Annotated in this window: 15 protein-coding genes; 6 read left to right on the top strand and 9 right to left on the bottom strand. The window is 70.1% G+C overall.

Annotation, left to right across the window (positions count from 1 at the left end; all coding sequences use genetic code 11):
- Position 1 precedes the first annotated feature (1 nt).
- From ACFQ79_RS11575 to ACFQ79_RS11565, 3 genes are all read right to left on the bottom strand, one after another.
- Entirely contained in the window at positions 2-1,069 is a 1,068-nt protein-coding gene (locus tag ACFQ79_RS11575; protein WP_383581615.1) for an AAA family ATPase, read from the bottom strand.
- The gene (locus ACFQ79_RS11570; RefSeq protein WP_383581613.1) at positions 1,066-2,787 is read right to left on the bottom strand and encodes a hypothetical protein; all 1,722 of its coding nucleotides are present in this window, start codon (positions 2,785-2,787) and stop codon (positions 1,066-1,068) included. Before ACFQ79_RS11570 ends, ACFQ79_RS11575 begins: the two co-directional genes overlap by 4 nt.
- A 269-nt stretch (positions 2,788-3,056) precedes the next feature.
- Positions 3,057-4,295 (bottom strand): hypothetical protein, encoded by a 1,239-nt coding sequence (locus tag ACFQ79_RS11565; RefSeq protein ID WP_383581611.1) that lies wholly within the window; start codon positions 4,293-4,295, stop codon positions 3,057-3,059.
- 647 nt (positions 4,296-4,942) lie between these two features.
- Here ACFQ79_RS11565 and ACFQ79_RS11560 point away from each other — a divergent pair.
- The 3 genes from ACFQ79_RS11560 (at position 4,943) to ACFQ79_RS11550 (ending at position 8,133) form a co-directional block, all read left to right on the top strand.
- Positions 4,943-5,179 carry a hypothetical protein gene (locus ACFQ79_RS11560; RefSeq protein ID WP_383581609.1) on the top strand — a complete coding sequence of 79 codons (237 nt, stop codon included), beginning with the start codon at positions 4,943-4,945 and terminating at the stop codon, positions 5,177-5,179.
- Entirely contained in the window at positions 5,166-6,251 is a 1,086-nt protein-coding gene (locus ACFQ79_RS11555) for an RNA polymerase sigma factor (protein ID WP_383581607.1), read from the top strand. Before ACFQ79_RS11560 ends, ACFQ79_RS11555 begins: the two co-directional genes overlap by 14 nt.
- A 1,219-nt stretch (positions 6,252-7,470) precedes the next feature.
- Complete coding sequence (locus tag ACFQ79_RS11550) at positions 7,471-8,133, top strand: hypothetical protein (protein WP_383581605.1); 663 nt, start codon at positions 7,471-7,473, stop codon at positions 8,131-8,133.
- Between the two features lie 360 nt (positions 8,134-8,493).
- Here the strand turns inward: ACFQ79_RS11550 and ACFQ79_RS11545 are convergent, their stop codons facing one another.
- Together ACFQ79_RS11545 and ACFQ79_RS11540 are read right to left on the bottom strand one after the other, a co-directional pair.
- Entirely contained in the window at positions 8,494-8,907 is a 414-nt protein-coding gene (locus tag ACFQ79_RS11545; protein ID WP_383581603.1) for a hypothetical protein, read from the bottom strand.
- Positions 8,908-9,026: 119 nt separating this feature from the next.
- Complete coding sequence (locus tag ACFQ79_RS11540) at positions 9,027-9,479, bottom strand: hypothetical protein (protein WP_383581601.1); 453 nt, start codon at positions 9,477-9,479, stop codon at positions 9,027-9,029.
- A 430-nt stretch (positions 9,480-9,909) separates the two neighbouring features.
- On the opposite strand from ACFQ79_RS11540, the gene ACFQ79_RS11535 reads away from it, so the two are divergent.
- Entirely contained in the window at positions 9,910-10,056 is a 147-nt protein-coding gene (locus ACFQ79_RS11535; protein ID WP_383581599.1) for a hypothetical protein, read from the top strand.
- A gap of 340 nt (positions 10,057-10,396) precedes the next feature.
- On the opposite strand, the gene ACFQ79_RS11530 is transcribed toward ACFQ79_RS11535, so the two are convergent.
- Positions 10,397-10,930 carry a hypothetical protein gene (locus ACFQ79_RS11530; RefSeq protein WP_383581596.1) on the bottom strand — a complete coding sequence of 178 codons (534 nt, stop codon included), beginning with the start codon at positions 10,928-10,930 and terminating at the stop codon, positions 10,397-10,399.
- A gap of 1,053 nt (positions 10,931-11,983) precedes the next feature.
- On the opposite strand from ACFQ79_RS11530, the gene ACFQ79_RS11525 reads away from it, so the two are divergent.
- Positions 11,984-12,229, top strand: a complete 246-nt coding sequence (locus ACFQ79_RS11525; RefSeq protein WP_383581594.1) for a hypothetical protein — start codon at positions 11,984-11,986, stop codon at positions 12,227-12,229.
- A 192-nt stretch (positions 12,230-12,421) separates the two neighbouring features.
- Here ACFQ79_RS11525 and ACFQ79_RS11520 read toward each other — a convergent pair whose 3' ends face one another.
- The 3 genes from ACFQ79_RS11520 to ACFQ79_RS11510 all read right to left on the bottom strand — a co-directional run bounded on the left by ACFQ79_RS11520 (position 12,422) and on the right by ACFQ79_RS11510 (position 16,299).
- On the bottom strand, positions 12,422-12,847 hold the full coding sequence (locus tag ACFQ79_RS11520; protein WP_383581592.1) for a hypothetical protein: 426 nt from the start codon (positions 12,845-12,847) through the stop codon (positions 12,422-12,424).
- Between the two features lie 26 nt (positions 12,848-12,873).
- The gene (locus ACFQ79_RS11515; RefSeq protein ID WP_383581590.1) at positions 12,874-14,679 is read right to left on the bottom strand and encodes a serine/threonine-protein kinase; all 1,806 of its coding nucleotides are present in this window, start codon (positions 14,677-14,679) and stop codon (positions 12,874-12,876) included.
- 78 nt (positions 14,680-14,757) lie between these two features.
- Positions 14,758-16,299, bottom strand: a complete 1,542-nt coding sequence (locus tag ACFQ79_RS11510) for a protein kinase (protein ID WP_383581588.1) — start codon at positions 16,297-16,299, stop codon at positions 14,758-14,760.
- Between the two features lie 645 nt (positions 16,300-16,944).
- Here ACFQ79_RS11510 and ACFQ79_RS11505 point away from each other — a divergent pair.
- Positions 16,945-17,787 (top strand): PP2C family protein-serine/threonine phosphatase, encoded by an 843-nt coding sequence (locus tag ACFQ79_RS11505; protein ID WP_383581586.1) that lies wholly within the window; start codon positions 16,945-16,947, stop codon positions 17,785-17,787.
- Positions 17,788-17,966: the final 179 nt, after the last annotated feature.

Below are 17,966 nucleotides of genomic sequence, written 5' to 3'. Positions count from 1 at the left end.
CTCATGGAGCGGTCGGCCCGTTGAGCCGCTGCAGGACAGTGGCCAGGAAGCGGCTGCGGTCCTCGGGATCGGTCCATGTGCCGCTCAGGCGGAGCTGGACGGCGTTGAGAAGCTGGTCGGTGGCCAGGTCGCCGTCCTGCCTCCGGGCGAGGAAGTCCTCCACCAGGTCCGTGTAAGCGCTGTCGTCCTTCTCGGTCAGTCTGAGCCGTTGCCGCACGATGCGCACGAGCTTGTCCTGGCTCGGCGGCTCCAGGTGCAGCCGGATGCAACGCCGCAGGAAGGGGGCGGGAAAGTCGCGTTCGCCGTTGCTCGTGAGCAACACGACGGGGAAGGAGCTGCATTGGACACGGCCGTCCTCCACGAGAGCCCCGGCCTTGGCGTCGTCGGCCGTGCCGATGCGGACGGAGGGGTGCTGCTGGGCGACACGCGCCAGTTCGGGGATCTCGAATGCCCCTTCTTCGAAGACCGTGAGCAAGTCACCGGGCAGATCGATGTCACTCTTGTCGATCTCGTCGACCAGAAGGACCCGTGGCTTCCTGCCGGGCAGCAGCGCGGTGCCGAGAGGGCCCAGCCGAAGGTACGGGGCGATGTCCGACGTACCGGCGGCGAGGGTGGCGCCAGGCGGGGCCTCCTCGCGCTCCGAAGCCGCGGACCGCGTGCTCAGGGAGCGCAGATTGGCGTCGTGGAGCCTGCCCAGCGCGTCGTAGTGGTAGAGGCCGTCACGCAGCGTTGTACGGCTCGTCACCGGCCAGTGGAGCACGGGGCCGAGGCCGAGGTCGGCTGCGACGCTGTACGCGAGCGTCGACTTGCCTACGCCGGGTTTGCCGGTGATGAGCAGCGGACGGCGAAGGTAGAGGGCGGTATTGACAGACTCCTTCTCCTCCTGGTCCGGAACGTATCCCGCGCCGCGCCGCAGCGTGTCCTTCCAGGCGGCGCTCTCCTCACCCGGCTGGGCGTAGTCGTCATCGGGGATGCCGTGGAACGTCCTCCACGGCGGTTCCTGCGCGGCGAGCCTGGCGAGTCTGGCATCGCAGTCTCCTGGGCCCTGGTAGATCCACCAGTGCTTCATGCCTCCGTCGTCCCTTCTTGAGCCCCGTACGCCACGACTGCGAAGCGATTGTCGGGTATGCGATCCGGGTCGTCCCACAGCAGGGCGAGAGGCCGGCGCTGCGCGGCGATGCGTCCGTCGCGCACGTTCCTGGGCAGCGCCCGCACGTCGTCGAAGTGGCTCACGGCGTTCTCCGTGCCATCCGTACCGGGCTGAGTCCGGGCACGGGGCCAAACGGCGATGGGCATGCCCGCGTCGAGGATCGCGTCGATGGTGTCCGCGACCCGTGTGTCGGAAACCTCCGCGATCACGCAGACGGGCGACGCCTCCTTCGTGAGCACGAGGTCGAGCGTCGCGTTGATGTCCTCGTCGCCCAGGCGCCGCATGGCCTGGGAGTTCTGTCCGCCGTGGGCCTTGAACCAGTCCCACTTCCTGCGCCAGGCATCAGCAGCAACGCCGACCCGCTCGTCCAGGCAGCGCAGCACGACCTCGTATTGGTGACCGAGTTCGCGCGGCGGACGTCCGGGGCGCCCGATCGGCAGCTTCCACCGCTCGAACTCCTCGTCGAGCAGCGCGTACGGGACATCGAATTCGATCCGGGCGAATCCACACTGCGCCCGGTCGACGCCGGTCGTCATCGCGTTGATCTCCTGGGCCATCCGATCACGGACTTCGCGCAGCGTGATCGCCCGCTGGGACTCCCAGACGCTCTCGAACGCCCCCTCCGACTTGTGGATCCACAGACGCGCCCAGAACAGGCCGTCGTCCTGTGGGTCACCGGCGAGCCTCAGATGCAGAGTGGGCATCTCGGCGGGAAGGCCCGGTGCGGGCGGGACGGGATCCATGCCCGTCCTCGCCACGGTGGCGTCCACCCACGTGTCGGCCTTCCTGGCCCAGGCCGGGTCGCAGCTCGTCCGGGCCAGGTAGCGCACGAAGGGCAGCGCGAGAGCCATGCGACCGGTGCCGCCGTGCCGCCGGTCGAGATCGCGGGCGATGCTGACCAGGTTGGTCGAGGGCAGGGCCCGCGTAACGGGCGGCACGCAGCCGCTGATCTCGAACGCCCACCGGTACGCGTCGTAGGTGAACGGCGGCAGCTGCAGTTCCCTGAGCAAGCTGCCCAGTTCGTTCCACGCCTGCTGGTCCAGACAGGGTGCCTGTTCCCGCTGCGCTGGATCGGACCAGGACCGTCCGAAGATCGGCAGCCCGTCCCAGCCCCGTTCATAGGTGAACTCGGGGTGCTGCCAGGCCAGCCCCACCTCGCGGTCCTCGGCGAAGTCGGCCACGACCTGACGTGCGATGCCGTCCATGTTCCAGACCGCCTCGGCGAGCCCGACCCCGTTGAGCCGCTGCAACAGCTTGTCGGTGAACTGCCCCGCGCCGCGCTCGGCCATGTTCCCGGCGACCTCGCCGCGCCGACTGGCGTACAGGACGAACTGCCGGCGCTCCGGGTCCGTCTTCCTGCCTCCATAAGTGTCCCCGGTCCCGAAGTTCAGTCCCGGCTGGGCGGCGGCATCGATCCGGCAGGCATCGGCGATCGCGATCTGAAACGGGAACCGGCCGCGCTTGATGGCATCGGAACGCCACCAGTGCAGTGCCGAGCCCAGGTTGAAATGACGGGCCAGGTTAGCGGTGGCGTTCTGGCAGGGAAGCAGCAGACGGTCACCCGCGTCGATGTAACCGTGCCCCGCCCAGTAGATCCACAGGAGGTCCCCCTCGCAGTGGGGCAGTTCGTCGAACATGACGGAGCTCACGTTCTCCCGCGTCGCGTCCCTGGTCGCATACGGAAGCCCCGACAGCCCGTCAGCCGACCGGGCAGGTGGGGACAGCAGAAGTCGTACGTTGTCGAGGGGGACTCCGGCCGTGCCCGTCAGCCAGTCCGCGAACCGTACGGCATCCCGGCCAGCACCGGGAAGGTCCCACTGGGAGCTCACCTCGTAGGTCTCGACGCCCACCACCAGGGCGTGAACGCGGTGCGGTACGAGATCGAAGCGCGGTGTGAACGATCCGGTCACCCCAGCTCCTCGATCTCCTTCGCGATCCGGTCGTACACCGCGTCCAGCTTCCAGTAGGCACTGTGACACACGGGGAAGGGCTGGCGGCTGGCTACCTCGTGGTCGGCCACCCGGGACGGCGCGGTGAAAACCGGCTCAGCCAGGTAGGCCAGAAGGTCCGCCCGGTCGTAGATGTTGAGCCAGCGCGGAAAGCCCGGCGGCAGCGACGCACCGGGCGGAAGCCCGGTGAGAGCTCCCAGCTCGTGGAGGAGCGGTGCCTGGGAGCCGACAGTCACGAGAAGCCGCACGTTGCGCAGTGGTTCCTGGCTGATCGCGGCAAGGGCCAGGACGTCGACCAGGGCAATGCCGCCCAGGCTGTGTCCCAGGACCACGGTCGGCTCGTCCGCAGCCGTGATGTGCCGGGTGAGGCTGTCCCTGAGCGGGCCTCCCCGTGCCTGGTAGCGCAGGATGTCGCCGACGGCGGGAACCGAACGGGTGGTGATCGACCCTCGCCAGTGGTTCAGAGCCGGCTGGGTCGTGAGGCGCATCCCGAGGCGGAGCAGCACACCGCCCGCCCGGCCCACGGCGCCACGGCCGGTGCCGCCGAGGCGGCTCGTCAGGATGTCGACCATCCGGTCGCGTTCGTCCCCTGTGCAAAGCGCCGACTCCCCAGCTTCGGCAAGCAGTTGCGCGACGACGGCCCGAGCGGCCGCAGCCACCACCTCACGCGCCGCCGCTTGGTCGGAAGCAGCGGCACACGCCGCTTCGAACTCCTCCGATTGCGCCACGAGATCCAGCGTCTCGGCGTACGCCCCGACCAGGCAGGTGCTCCTCAGGAGCCCGCCCAGCTCGTCGTCGTCGGCCGGGCGATGCGGCAGGCCGGCCATGAGGTCCGCGACCTCTGCGCCGGCGGCCCGTACTCCGGGCATGCCCAGGGTCTCGTCGTCAGTGCCCAACTCTGGCAGCAGCCGCAGCTCGCACAGCGGGTCGGTCACCAGAAGCTGCCACTCGGCCACTGCAAGCTCCGTGGGCGGCACGGTGGCCAGGGAATCGCCGCCCGCCCGCCCCGCCCGGGGCACGGGAACCGAGGCGCCCGACGACGCCAGCCGCGCGCCGTGGTCGTCTCCCCAGTAGCAGGACGTGATCTCCGCCTGAGGAAAGCGCGCGGCGAGCCCCTCTCTGACCAGCCCGAAGAGATGATCGTGCCGCTCTCGGCGCACACCTGTTCCGTGAACCCAGACGAACCGCACGTCCACCAACCCCCGCTCCACGCCGCATAGCGTCCCCAGGTCGATGATAGGGCGATCTAGGCGAGTACACCGGCCGGTCAGCCCGAGACGTCGCATACGACTTCGACGCCGGGCCGGTTGGCGACCCGGGCCGCCAGGCTCGTTGCCAACCGGCCGGGCAGCAGATCGAGTTCGGCGCCCGGCGTGACGCGTGACGATGGACGCGTGACGCGTGACGCGTGACGATGGACGCCGGAGCTACCGCAGCTCCGTGCAGACTGGGCGCTTGGGCGCTCAGGAAGCCCTGGCTGCCTCGGTTCAGGTCGCCGTTCGGGGACTCTGCTCGTTCACTCGGCCTTCCCACGCACCGACACATCCGGCGAGATCTTCTGTGGCAGCCGACGCTGATGCCATCGGATTGGCTGTGGACACGAACCTGTCAGGAGTAAAGGACAGGGCCCCTATGGAGTGTGCCCGGCAGTTGCGGCCCCAGGGCATGTTGGACGATCCCCGCCGAGTCCGGCAGCAGCACCTTCCCTTGAGTGGGACCGCTCCACAGCTCGATTCAAGATTGTTTTCGGCACCTGTCATGCAAGGCGCCGTCCAGCTCCACGTACTTCAGTGAACGTGTCCCACAGGACGAGCCGGTGGGGACAGACTGAAGGGATGTCGCCGTGGAGGTCATCGCCGTGTTGCTGGTCATGGTCGCGGGATCAAGTCTGAAGAAGCTGGTCGGCAGCGTTGCAGGCCGGTACAGGGATCGGGGACGAGCCGAGCTGATCGCCGCGCGGGGGCAGGCCGAACGTGCACGCGCGGAAGGAAAGGCCGCGGTGATCCGGGCCCGCTCGGAGCTGACGCGCAGGACCCGGTCGGGCAGCCGCGCGGAGGAGAAGAAGCATGACGCAGCTTGAGCAGCGTCCCCTCGGCGATGTCGTTGCGGAGGTCTACAACTTGCTCGGCCCGCGTATGGTGACGCGGGCCCGGTCCCTGCTGCAGATGCACGGCATTCCGGAATCCCGGCTGAGCGCGGAGGACGTGGTGCAGGACGCCATCGTCGTCGTGCTGTCGAAGAAGGAGTCGGGACACCCGATCCTGCGAGTGGACCGCTATCTCTACGGCATCATTTCGAACCAGGTCAGCGACGAAGTGAAGCGGCGTGGGTACGCCGACCCGGTCGACACGACCACCCACTCCGCCGGCCGCCCCCGGGTTCTCTGGGTGTCGGAGGTGGAGGAGGCAGACGATGTCGCGGATCGACTGGACACGCACAGCGTCCTGCGGGCGATGTCACCGCAGCAGCGCCGGCTGATTCTTCTGGCGAAGGGGGTCGGATACTCGCACGCAGAACTCGCCCGGCTCACCGATCTGCACCGCGGGAGCATCTCACGGCACATCGCCCGGGCGTCGCAGGTACTGGCAACGGCGCTCGGCACGACGACGGCGGTAGTCATCACGGCGATCACGTTCGTCGTCGGCTATGTGCTCGTCAGCAAGCAGCCGTCGACGGTCGGAGGCCCGCCCCCCGTCGACGCATGGGAACGGTCGTTCCTGCCTGTGCTGCTCGTCGCCTTCGTGGGGATTCCCGCTGTCCTCTTCGGCCTGATTCTGGCCGCCCGGTGGCTGCTGAACCGGGTCCGTACCAACGGCCTGCGCCGCGCACAGGTGCTGCGCGCGATCACGGATGCGCAGGAGGAGGTGCAGGCCAAGGTGGGACAGAGCTTCCCGTCGCCCGGCGACTACGCGGACCATCTGGGCATTCCTCGGCGCTGGATCAGCCGCAGCACCCTGTACCGGGGACGGTGGTCGTTCGAGGGCAAGGAGGTGAAGCGCACGGTTCCGCTGCACCTCTACCTGCCGAAGCGCGGGCCACTCGGGGAACTACATGTCAGCGGAATCGCGCTCTACAAGCACTGGGTGAACCTGCCCGTGGTCCAGCGCGCGGAGCGCCACGCCCACGACGGCAACGCAACCGAGGTCGTTTGAGATCAATCGGAGGAAGTGCCGCCCTGCCGTCATCCGGAAGGCCAAGGACGTCCCCTGTCTCACGTGAGGGGCCATCGAAGGCGCCCCGGTGACGTGCAGACGGTTCAGGGAACGATCGGCCGACGAGTCGGCTCAGGAAGGTGTGCCCGTGAGGTGCGTTCAGGGGCCGGAGAGGCTCGAGCAGGGACGTGCGCGGTCGCTCATGCTCGACGGCGATGAGAGTGGCCGGCTCATCGACTCGGTGCCGCGGGCTGCACGGTGAGGAAGGCGCCGCGCTGGTGCGCCACGCGGAGCGGTTGCAGCGGTGCAAGGGCATCCCCTTGTCCCGGCTGTCGGCCGAGGACGTGGTGCAGGACGCCCTCATGACCGTGCTGGTCAACCACAAGAAAGGGCGCCAGATCGAGAACGTCAGAGGTTACGTCTACCGCGTGATCGACGACCGGGTGCGGGATGAAGGCAACAGGGTGGGGCGACCCGAGGACTTCGAGGCATCCGTCGACACGATCAGCGCGCTGTGGGCTGCTCCGTTCGAGGACGCGGATGAACGGCTCGACGCGGAGTCGACACTGGGGCAGTTGTCTCCGCAGCAGCGGAAACGGCCGGCGTGGGGGCGGTGGTCGCTTTCCACCGTGCACGACAGCGCTGGTCGGAAGCATTGGGGAACATGGCAAGGGCCTACGAATTCATGCCCTCGGACGCACTCATCCACGGGGAGGTCCGGAAGCGAGTCATTACGCGGCGGCGCTCGGTCATCCGGTACGACGACTGCGCCGCGTGCTGTACCTGGCATGGCAGCGCCGTACCAGGAGCCAGGGGCCGCGGCGCCTACCGAGGAAGACTCCACAGGTCACTACCGGCGCCCGGGTGCGCAGATGGTGGTTCAACCAACTGATAACCCAATCGACCGACGCGACGAACGAGACCAGGCGCGCCCGACCATGAGAAGCAGCACCCGTCTCGCCTGAGAGGCGCTGCGATCCATGTCTCGGTGTCGACAGTCGGACCGGTTGAGGAGTGCGCCCAAGATCTCATCCCTGCCGCACGCGGGTGCCGGGTTCCCGGTACCGCCTCATGAACGGGCCCTCGGCCCTCATCTCCTGAACCGCGCAGCGCCGTGGGTTCGAGCTGGCGAGCCGGCGTGCCGGTGAAAGCCGGATCGCCCGGGCAACCCTCGCCCATCAGCGACGGGTGGTAGCGCAGGGTCCATAGTCTGAACGGCATGAGAGACGGCATCGCGTGGATAGGCGCACATCACCACACCCCTGCATCAGCCATGCCAGGGATGCTCGGTGGCATCTCACTGACCCTGGCGAGAGGCGTGGCGGCGGACGAATTCCTCATCGACCTGGGTGCCGACCTCGACGAGCTGGACGCGCGTACCCCGTGCCGGGAGCTTCGCGTGCCGGCCGGGGGGTCGGGCCGATCTTCCTCTCCGTCCTACCGCGCCATGTACGGCGTGTGCGGCGATTGGACGTTTGTGTTGGAGGACTCGGGCATGGCCACCTGGGCGACCGGTTACCAGGGCAAGGTCGAGTCGATGCTTCCCTGCGAGGGTGAGGAGATCCTCTGCCTGACCGCCAACCGCTTCAGCCCTACGGCCCTGGTCATCCATGCCCCCGGGGCGTGCGCGTTCCGAGCCGACTTCGGCACCGACACCGGGCAGGGCTCGGCCCTGGATGCCGCCCCCCTCAGCGCTGCGGGCGCGGTGTTTCCCTCGATGCCGGAGGTCTGCGAGGCCGAGGTGGTCGAGCACTTCGAGGTGCATGGTGAGCGTCTGCCGGAGCTGGTGTTCACCGCTGTGGGCGCCTACACGGGCGTGACCATCAGCGAGGATGTCGTCAGGGCCGGTGACCTGCCCGGCGTCCTCCTTTCTCCGGCCTGAGCGTCTGCTATGGAGAGAATCCGGCCCCCACCCTGAAACCAGGGTGGGGGCCGTTGCCCTTGGTGCCCGGAGAGGTTAGGCCGCGGTCAGCTTGCAGATCACCGGTTGGCCGCCGCCGGTGGCGTAGGTGCAGGTGCCGCCGTCATTCATCCGCGTGTCCAGCCAGTACGCGTCCTTGTCCATGATCCGCATGTCCCGCCCACTGGCTGAGACCGATCGCGACACGACCTGGGAGGCCTGCACGCACTTGGCGACACGACGCAGCGAACGGTTCAGGCTTTGCAACGCGCTCCGATGCCAAGGACCGTGCCTCACGCTCCTCCGGACCCAGATTCTGACTCAGGGTGAGTAGCGGTCAGGTCACCGCAGTGGTTCGAGAATCCGGTGGGCTTCCCCGCTCACGGCCATATCTGCATCCGATGTCAACGCCGAGCACAGTGCCGCGAGCCGTTCCCCGTCCTCCTTGGACTGACCGCAGACATTGAGGATTGCAGCAGCAAGATGATCGCCAGTGTCGTCATCGGCGCTGGCGAGCGCGGCCAGGACCATGCGCAGACCAAGGACGTCCCAGCGTCCGAGCAGAGCCTCCGCCGTCTCTTGAGTGACGAACGTATCGCGACCATCCAGCAACAACCGCTGCAGGACCTCAGCCACTTCGGGCACCTCCGCGACGGCCGCAAGACGTCGGCCTGAGGCCGCTCTAACAGACCATGACGCCGAAGTAGAGCCCTGAAGGAATGGGGTCAGCTCGTCATCACGATCGGAACGGGTCATGGTTCTCACTCTGGCATAGCCTCGTTCGCCCGGACTTTCGCCATCGCGCAATCGCAGTCAGAGCCGAATGCCACGAGCGTCATCAACCGGCCGCCGCGTCAGCAACAACGGACCTGCGGTCAGGCGCGACGACAGGCCTTGCAGACGTGGTTGTCGATCGCGGCCATCAAGTCCTGTGCCGCTGCCTGCACGGCGGGATCTCCGTCATCGGCCAGCCTGACTGCCAGGCCTCTGCCGTCGAGCACGGCCTGATGGGCCGCGTATTGAACGTCGAGCCGGGAAGGATTGGCCTGTTCGAGGATCGTCATGAGCAGCTGGACCACACCGGAGCGGCTGGCGACAGCGTCAGTCACCGCGAGATCCCACAGCAACGGAACCGCCTCGGCAGTCGCGTCGAAGAGGGACAGCTCGCCAAGCCACAGCCCAAGATCACTCAACGCCGAAGCACTGGTCAGCGCATCGCCCCACGCCACCCGTGACAGCCGGCCCGGAACCTCTTCCGCTGATCCATACGCGTGCGTCAACTCGTGCCACCGAACGCGGTTCATGCCCTTGAGGATCGTCCCCACCATGCACCCCCGTTCTATCGACGCCAGCGACGCCGAGCGCTCCCATTCCACCTCACGGAGAACGTCGATCGCGAGCCTGCTCGGAGAGCGTTTCCCATACTCGCCGACATCTCACCCACCGCCGAGGCCAGAACGTTCTCCAGAACCACCTCCATACGTTCTTCGTTCACAGGCTCTCGTCCACTTCTTGTGGTCGCGTGCGCAGCGTGACGGTTGGTCGTCGTTCGATGGCGGTTGACATCGCCCCGAAGTCGACCTACCCCAGGGGGACAGCGTCGACGGCTCTGCGCCGTGAGCACCGTGCGGCCGCAGCTGGAAAGGCTGCTGCCGGGTCAGTGGAGAACATGCCGGTGGAGTCGGTCGACGTGGCCGATGCTGTCGTAAGGGTGAAGGCCCGGTCCACGGCCAGGCGGGCGTCCTCTCCGGACTGCTGGTGTTGGTCTACCCGGGTTTCGACCTGAGCCGCCGTGCGGTGGTGCCGCCGGCGGGCGTCGCGTGGCCCTCCACGGTGCCGATGTCCGAGGACGCGGCGGCCCTGGTCTGGGGCTCGCACGGGACGGCGGAGTGGGCCCGTGGCTGAGGACGTCGGCGGAGGACCGGGCGACCGCGTACGTGATTTCGGTCGCGGCCCGAGGGATCGTGGCCCGAGGGATCGTGGCCCGAGGGATCGTGGCCCGAGGGATCGTGAGCTGGGGCCCCGACCGGCTCCTCGCCCACCTCGCGCGGACGCGGACAGCGGTATCCCGGCCCTAGGACACGGTCCAGTCGAGGTCGTCGGCGGCGTCCGCCGCTGTCAGGACGGGGCCAGGATCGCCTCCCAGGTGCCGCCTGTGCGCGTGCGCGGGCCGGGAAGCTCGAAAGCGGGCGGCGTGAAGGGCTGTCTCCCTGCCCGCCGCCCGCTCCCCTTTCATGCCCGCGGTTTACCGCTGCACGGCGAGCTTGATGGCCTCCATCGGACGGTTCTGGCCGGTGGTGCCGATGGAGACGTAGTGGCTGTAGGGCGTCCACTCCGTCCAACCGTAGTTGCGGAGGTGAGCCTTGGCGGCGACGCCTCCAAGGCTCACCTCGACGTAGACGGCCTCGATCGCGCGGTTCTGGCCGACGGTGCCGATGACCACCATCTGGCCGTCGTAGTCGGTGCACGACGGCTCGAGATCCCAGCCCTGGTTCTGAACGTGGGCCCACGCGCACAGCTGTCCGACGCCCTTGGACTGGATGGCCAGCGCCTCGATGTTGCGGGCCTGGCCCGTGGTGCCGGACTGCTGGCCGTCGCAGGCCAGGGGGTCTTCCCAACCGACGTTCTGCACGTGCGCCTTGTAACAGATCTGGGTGCCGGCAGCCATGGCCATGGGGCCCGGCTCGCTCGTGGTCGCGCCGGCTGGAGTGGCGAGGGCCACGGTGCTGCCGACGGTCAGTGCGACAGCGGTGAGGATGGTGGAGACGGACTTGCGCATGAAACCCCCCTGGTCGTGCGGGCGACAGGAGCCGCCCTGATGATCACATGATCATCGCAAGTGGCTCCACGGTGCAATTCGTGATGAAGCCGCCTGCTGTTGGTTCAACCGAATTGCTGATGTCTGTCATGAAATGGTGAACCCTTTCAAGTCGGATGGCCCTCTGAGGTGCAGGTTCCAGACCATGCCGTTTCGTTGAACAGCAGCGACCCACACAGGACTTGGCGGAGGACATCGGCGTGGGCGAGACAGTCCAGGCACTGCGGCACGGCGTGCTCGAACGGCGCGGACACCGGTGCACGAGGGAGTGATCACCGCCCCCGGCCCCGGACGGCAGCCTCCGCGCCGGGTTGGCGGACATGCGTATGAAGAGCGTGAGCGTGCTCCTGACCGCCGCGACAGTGGCCGCCATCCCGGCCGGACCGGCGACGTCGGTGGCGGCGGACAAGCCGTGTGCGGCGTCCGAGCATGGGGAGGGCGACCGCAAGTGCCACAGCAGCACCGCGCGGAACGTCGCCCCGACGGCGCCTCCACGTCCGGCGTGGAAGCCTTCGCCCCACGCGCTGCCCGCCGAAGTCGCCCGACAGGGGATCGCAGTCGGCATCGCCCACGTCAACCACATCGACACAGACACCGACACCGACCTGGTCCGGACGCCGACCGGCACGCCGGCCTGCAATGAAGCCGCGTGCACCGCGGCACGCGGCGACCGCGAAGGCGATGCCGCGGGGCTCGGTGCCGACGAGGAATCCAGTTCAGCCGGGCGTGGCCTGCTGGGACGTGGGAGGACGGTGGGGCCACCCGTTCGCGGCTGGGTCCCCGGCCAACGGCCCATTCGGAAGGAGACACTATGCCCCCGAACCCCGGAACCCTGCCGACGCCAGAGTCCTCCGAGTGCCGGTTGCTGTGGCTGGATCACTCCGACCGTCGATCGGGGTGTGGGGTGGCTCGGCCGAAGCCGTGGAACATCGGCTCACCCTTCGGCAGCAACGGCTCGATCACTGCCCACAACTCATCTCGTCGATCGCCGCCCGATTCCCACTGCTCCAGGCCGTGCCTCCCGTGCGGGGCAAGCGCGGCCGGCCCCGGCACCGTCCCGACGTAGTGCTCGGCGACCGCAGCTGCGACCACGACACGTACCGCCGCCTTGTCCAGGACCTCAGCGTGAAGCCTCCGATCGCGCGACGCGGCACCGAACGCGGCTCCGGTCTGGGCACCATGCGCTGGGTTGTCGAGCGGGCCTTCGCCCATCTGCACTGGTTCCGCCGACCGCGAGTCCACTGGGAGATCGACTCCTGACCCGACGTCCATTCCGTCGGGAGTTCCAGGGAGGGATCGCTTGTTGGTGGTCGCCACTCGGCCTGTTGGCAGCATCACGCAGAGAGGTGCGCGCCCGCGGGTACCAGCCGCCCGTGCCCTGGCCGGGTCACACGAATGCGCCGCCAGGCCGCCCTCTGCTTCGGATCAGGCCCGTGACCCAGCCCGGTGGGGTCAGGGCAGGCGCACCGACCACAGCCCGGTGTCCTTGACGACGAAGACGACGTCGCCGGCGACCAGAGTCAACGGCAGCTCGGGGTCGGACAGGTCGGGCCAGGAAGCCGGCCGTATGAACGCGATCGGCGCGCCGTCCGTCAGCGACCGCGTTTCGACCCCCGATCCGTTGATCAGCACGAGCCGCCGCCCTACGACGAGCGCCTGGCCCCGGTCCATGAAGCCCGTCGCGTCCCAGGGCGTGCGCCACAGCACCGTCCCGTCGCCGGACCGGCTCCCGATCAGCTCCCTGAGCTTCCCGGTCTCCGTCTGCGTCTCGTAGAGGCTGACCGCCGTGCTCGCGTCGGCCGTCAGCGGCCGGCCGGGAAAGCCGCCACGTACACGGAGCGTGCCCCCGTCCCGAATCTGTGTCGTGTCGTCCCCCATCCACTCGTAGAAGGTCCCGTCCGGCCCTACCAGTTCGGTGGTCTTTCGCCCCTCGACGACGAGCAGCCGACCGTCCCGCTGGTCCAGCTGCCAGGTCCCCCGGGGCCGGTGAGGTACAGGCGGCCGGCCGCCGGTGTCATGCTGTTGGGGTACGCCTCCTTGACCTTGGTCTCCCAGATCCTCTGGCCGTCGCTCTCCCGATACGCGCGGAACAGCATCTCCCCGGGCAGCCCTCCTCCCCCCGCGCCCTCGTACGCGATGTAGACCCTGCCGCCCGCCGCGACCGCCAGCTCCGGCAGGAAGCCGGCTGCTCCCGGCCAGTGGGCCAGCGGTCGGGCGTCGGACCGCCGCGCGACGAGGACGCCCCCGCCCTCCGGGAGGTACACCCGGTCCCCGGAGAGGCCCGCCGTCATGACCGCACCGCCGGTGCGGACCGGTGCCGTGTGCCGCCACACGAGTTTCCCGTCGGCCGGACGGCGGGCCTCCACGCCCTGATTGTCACTGCACACGAGCAGGTCCACGCCGAGCACGCACCCGTCGACATGGGCCCCGGCCGTGGCGTGCCACGGCTTCCAGCCCTTCGGCCGCTCCGCTCCCCGCGTCCCCGGCTCGGGGTAGGCCCAGGTGATCGCGCCGAGGTTGCCCCCGTTCGCCATGGGTTCGACCGGATCGGGCGGCGCGGTGGGCCGTACCGTGGTCGACGGACTCGGTGCCGCCCCCGTTCCCCTGCCGTCGCCGTCGTCCCGGGCGAGCAGCCGCACGCCGACGAGAGCCGCCGTCACGGTGAGCACCGCGGCCACTGCCGCCACCGCCACCCTCATGCGCGTACGGCACCGCCGCGAGGGCCCGTCCGGCGGCGCCGGTACGGGCACGGCGGCGGAGGGCACAGCCGGGACCAGCGGCGCCGACGCCACGACCTCACGCTTCTTCGCCTCGTACGCGCCGATCAGCTCCCGCACCCCCGCAGGCCACGGGAACGGCTCCTCGGAACGGGCGAAGAGGGCCCCCGGCCGCTCCCCCGCGGCCCGTGGGTCGAGCGCCCTGACCAGGGCGTCCGTCGTGGGCCGTGCGTTCGGGGCGACGGCCAGGCAGGCACGCACGAGTTCCCGCAGGCCGTCCGGTACGAGCCGGAGGTCAGCATGCCCCTCGGCGATCCGCGCGATCACAGCGGCCGGCTCGGCGTCGTCGAAGGGGCCGCGCCCGGTGGCCGCCCAGCACAGCAGCACGCCCAGGCTGAAGACGTCGGAGGCGGGACCCACGGCCCCCGTGCCGTCCAGTTGCTCCGGAGCCATGAATCCCAGGGTGCCCACGGCCATGCCGGCAGCGGTCAGGACCGTGCCGTCGAAGGCCCGGGCGATGCCGAAGTCGATGACCTTGGGACCGTCCGCGGCGCAGATCACATTGGCGGGCTTGAGGTCCCGGTGGACGATCCGCGCCCCGTGGATCGCGCGCAGGGCCCGCGCGAGATCGGCCCCGAGGGCCCGGACGACGTCGAGGGGCAGCGGCCCGTGCCGCGTCACCGCCTCGGCGAGCGAAGGGCCGGTGACGTACTCCGTGGCCAGCCACGGAGGTCCGGCGTCCGGTGCCGCGTCGACCAGGTGGGCAGTGAACGGGCTGCGTACGGCACGGGCCGCGTCCGCCTCCCGGCGGAAACGCAGCCGGAACTCCACGTCGAGACACGCGTCCTCACGGACGGTCTTGACCGCCGCCAGGCCGGCGGTGCCCTCCCGCCGGGCGAGATGGACCGTGCCCATGCCGCCCGCGCCGATCCGGCCGATGAGCACGTACGGGCCGACACGGCGGACGGCGGACGCGTCCAGGGGTTCCAGCACGACGACTCCAGGTTCTCCGGGGATGCGGCGGCGCATCGGGGGTTCGGTGGTGCGTCAGGTCGGGAACGGATAGCGGGTTCAGCGCTCCGGAAGGGTCTGCGCGCGGACGGTGCCGTCGAAGTAGCCGAGCAGGACGATGCCGCCGACCGAGAGCAGGGACGGAGCACGGCGAGTGCCCGGACGGGCGGGGGTGGTGTCGGCGGCCCGGTTGCCGGGGGCGCCGGGCACCGGTGCCGCGAACGGCCGGCCTTCGTCCTCGGGGGGCACCACGTGAAGGGTGGCGTTGTCCGCGTAGGCGATCCGGTCGCCGATCGCGACGGGCGGCGTCAGTGGGGCGGGCCGGCCGTCGTCTCCGCGCGGGATCTCGGTCACCGTCGTCAGCTCGGAGAGCCCGTCATAGGACGCCCCGGGCGGTGAGGCGGACGGCCCGGGAGTCGCCAGGCCGCGCGACTGCGGCCACGGCCACCGTCCGGTCGCGTAGGTCCCGCCGAGCCCGGCACCGGCCAGAAGGGCCAGGGACGCCACGACGGCCACGGCCGGCCCACGGCGCTGCCGCCGGCCCACGGCGTCGGCCCGCCGGCCCCTGGAGTCGGCCCGGCGGGGAGTGGCGTCGGCCCGGCGGGGAGCGGCGTCGACCCGGCGGGGAGCGGTCACGGTCGGCAGGTCGTGCAGACCCGGTGCGGCGATGTCCCCCAACCGGATGTCCAGCTCTTCCAGTTCGGCTTCGCGCCGAGCGAGGTCACGGGTCATGTGTGCGGGCCACGGGACGTCCGCCGCTCCCCCGCCGTCGGCGTCCGCGGGATCTCCGGCCGAGAGAAGGCGGGCCAGCTCGGCCGTGTCCGGACGGCTCGACGCGTCCTGCGCCAGACACGGCGTGAGCACCTCGCGCAGCCCGTGCGGAAGCCCCGTCAGGTCGGCCTCGGCCCTGGAGATGCGGAACAGCACGGCGGCAACGGGGCCGTCGCCGAACGGGCCGCGTCCCGTCGCCGCGTAACAGAGCAGCGAGGCGAGGCAGAAGACGTCCGAGGCGGCGACGACGTGCTCGCTGCCCGCCACGTGCTCGGGTGACATGAACCCCGGCGACCCGACGATCTTTCCGGTGGCGGTCATGGTGCTCGCGCCGAAGGCACGGGCGATGCCGAAGTCGATGACCTTGGGGCCGGCCTTCGTGAGGAGCACGTTCGCGGGCTTCAGATCGCGGTGGAGGACCCGCGCGTGGTGGATCGAGCGCAGGGCGGCGACGAGACCGCGGCCAAGGGCGCGCACCGCCGGCTCCGGCAGCGGACCACCGCCGCGGACCACTTCCTCCAGGTTCGGTCCCGGCACGTACTCGGTGGCCAGCCACGGGGGTGCGCCGTCCGCGTCTCCGTCGATGAGCCGCGCCGTGTACCGGCCGGACACCGCCCGCCCGGTCTCGATTTCGCGCCGGAAGCGAGAGCGGAAGCCCTCGTCGTCCGCGAGGTCACCGCGTACGGTCTTCAGCGCGACGAAGGTCCGCTGCGGCGGCCGCCGTTCGTCTGCCGCGAGGAACACCTCGCCCATGCCGCCCGATCCAAGCCGGGCGACGATCCGATAGGGACCGACGGCCCGGGGCGACGCGTCCCGTAAGCCCCCAAGCACTCCTGCAGCCTCCCCCGCACCTGGTCACAAGGCGACCATGACAGCACAGGGGCAGGGTCCGAACAAGGCGTGCGAAAAGGCCCTCCTCCCCGTCGAGGAGGAGGACAACGCCGAGTACCTCAGTGTGCGGCCCCGCCCGCATGACGGCACGGCGCAGCGGAACGGCTCAGGGTCTTTGCAGCGCGATCCCCAGCAGCCGCCGTGTCCTCGCCGCACGGTCCTCCGTCCAGCCCCGCGCGCTGCGGGTCAGTGAGCGGTCCGTGGAAGGGTGGCGCCGGCGTCCTTGGGGGCGCCTGCGTCCTTGGGGCCGCCGGTGTCCTTGGGGCCGCCAGCGGTCCGTGGAACGGTAGCGCCGGCGTCGTTGGGGCCGCCGGTGTCTTGCGCGTCGAGCGGCGTCGGCCTGATCGGTCAGGACGCAGGTCAGGGGCGGGGCGACGCCTTCGAAATCGCCTCACCGCTGCTCGTTTCCAGCGGTGTGGGGTGGCCCCGCCGGGATCCGCCGCGTTCTCCGCCGATGAGATGCGGACGCTGCCCCCTCCGGGCAGAGTAGGAAGGACCTGTTCGTACCGAGGTGGTCCCGTGCGGTCCCGCGTGATGGAGACGGGACGGAGTGATGCGAGGATTGTCGTGACGCCGGAGTGATCGATGTTCCGCAGACGGCCGGCCGACAACAGCGAGGACCTTCTGGTCCGGCTCGGGTCGCTGACCGCCAGGGCGCGGGAGCTGGCCGAGACGCAGCGTTCCCGTGTCGAGCTCGCCGTGGCCCTGCAGCGCGGCATGCTGCCCGCGGACCTGCCCAGTTTTCCGGGCGCCCGGCTGGCCGTCCGCTACGAGCCCGCCAACCACGGGCTCAACGTCGGCGGTGACTGGTACGACGCCTTCTCCCTGCCCGGCGGGCAGATCGGCATGTCCATCGGTGACGTGCAGGGACACAACATCGAGGCCGCCGCCTTCATGGGACAGGTCCGCGTGGCACTGCGCGCGCTGGCCTCCGTCACCGGAGACCCGGGAGAGCTCCTCGGTCGTACCAACGACCTGCTCGTCTCTCTGGGCGCCGACCTCTTCGCCACCTGCACCTTCCTGCGACTCGACCCCGCTGCCGGCACCCTGGAGTGCGCCCGAGCCGGTCACATCCCCCACATCTGGGCCACCACCGACGGCCGCTCCGGCATCGACGACAGCGAGGGCGGGCCTCCGCTCGGTGTGCTGCGCGGCGTCGACTACCCGGCCACGCGCCACCGGCTCACCGCCGACGGCGTCTTCGTCCTCCTGACCGACGGGGTGGTGGAGGGGCCCTCGCTCCACGTCGACGAGGGTCTGGACCGGGTGACACGGCTCGCCGGGATCACCGCCGTCGCCGGGCTGGACGTCGAGGCGCTCGCCACCGCCGTCATGAAGCTGGCGGCCACGGTGGGGCACGAGGACGACGCGGCCGTCCTGGTCGTCGGCTATGACGGCGGTCCGGCCCGGCCGGCTGCCGAGGAGTGACGGGAGGGGCCCGCCTCGGGCCGGCTCGGGCGGGGTCGGTCCTCGGACCCGCCCGGGCCCGTGCCGGACGGCGGCGCCCGACACGCAGGGGCCTTGCCCGGTCGTGGCGGCCCGGCAGGTGTCTGATGGCTGACGTGTTGGATACTCGGCAGTTCCGGTCCTCTGCGCAGGCGGCTCTG

The sequence above is a fragment of the Streptomyces sp. NPDC056480 genome (assembly GCF_042795405.1).
GTDB lineage: Bacteria > Actinomycetota > Actinomycetes > Streptomycetales > Streptomycetaceae > Streptomyces.
Note: the sequence above shows the minus strand (reverse complement) of the source record. Positions and strands in the feature narration are given on the sequence as shown.

Bases quoted from the DNA above. Each gene is read 5' to 3' on its own strand.
- ACFQ79_RS11575 (WP_383581615.1), bottom strand. From the start codon at position 1,069: ATGAAGCACTGGTGGATCTACCAGGGCCCAGGAGACTGCGATGCCAGA.
- ACFQ79_RS11570 (WP_383581613.1), bottom strand. From the start codon at position 2,787: ATGTTCGACGAACTGCCCCACTGCGAGGGGGACCTCCTGTGGATCTAC.
- ACFQ79_RS11555 (WP_383581607.1), top strand. From the start codon at position 5,166: ATGACGCAGCTTGAGCAGCGTCCCCTCGGCGATGTCGTTGCGGAGGTC.
- ACFQ79_RS11550 (WP_383581605.1), top strand. From the start codon at position 7,471: ATGAGAGACGGCATCGCGTGGATAGGCGCACATCACCACACCCCTGCA.
- ACFQ79_RS11545 (WP_383581603.1), bottom strand. From the start codon at position 8,907: ATGACCCGTTCCGATCGTGATGACGAGCTGACCCCATTCCTTCAGGGC.
- ACFQ79_RS11540 (WP_383581601.1), bottom strand. From the start codon at position 9,479: ATGGTGGGGACGATCCTCAAGGGCATGAACCGCGTTCGGTGGCACGAG.
- ACFQ79_RS11530 (WP_383581596.1), bottom strand. From the start codon at position 10,930: ATGCGCAAGTCCGTCTCCACCATCCTCACCGCTGTCGCACTGACCGTC.
- ACFQ79_RS11520 (WP_383581592.1), bottom strand. From the start codon at position 12,847: ATGGGGGACGACACGACACAGATTCGGGACGGGGGCACGCTCCGTGTA.
- ACFQ79_RS11505 (WP_383581586.1), top strand. From the start codon at position 16,945: ATGTTCCGCAGACGGCCGGCCGACAACAGCGAGGACCTTCTGGTCCGG.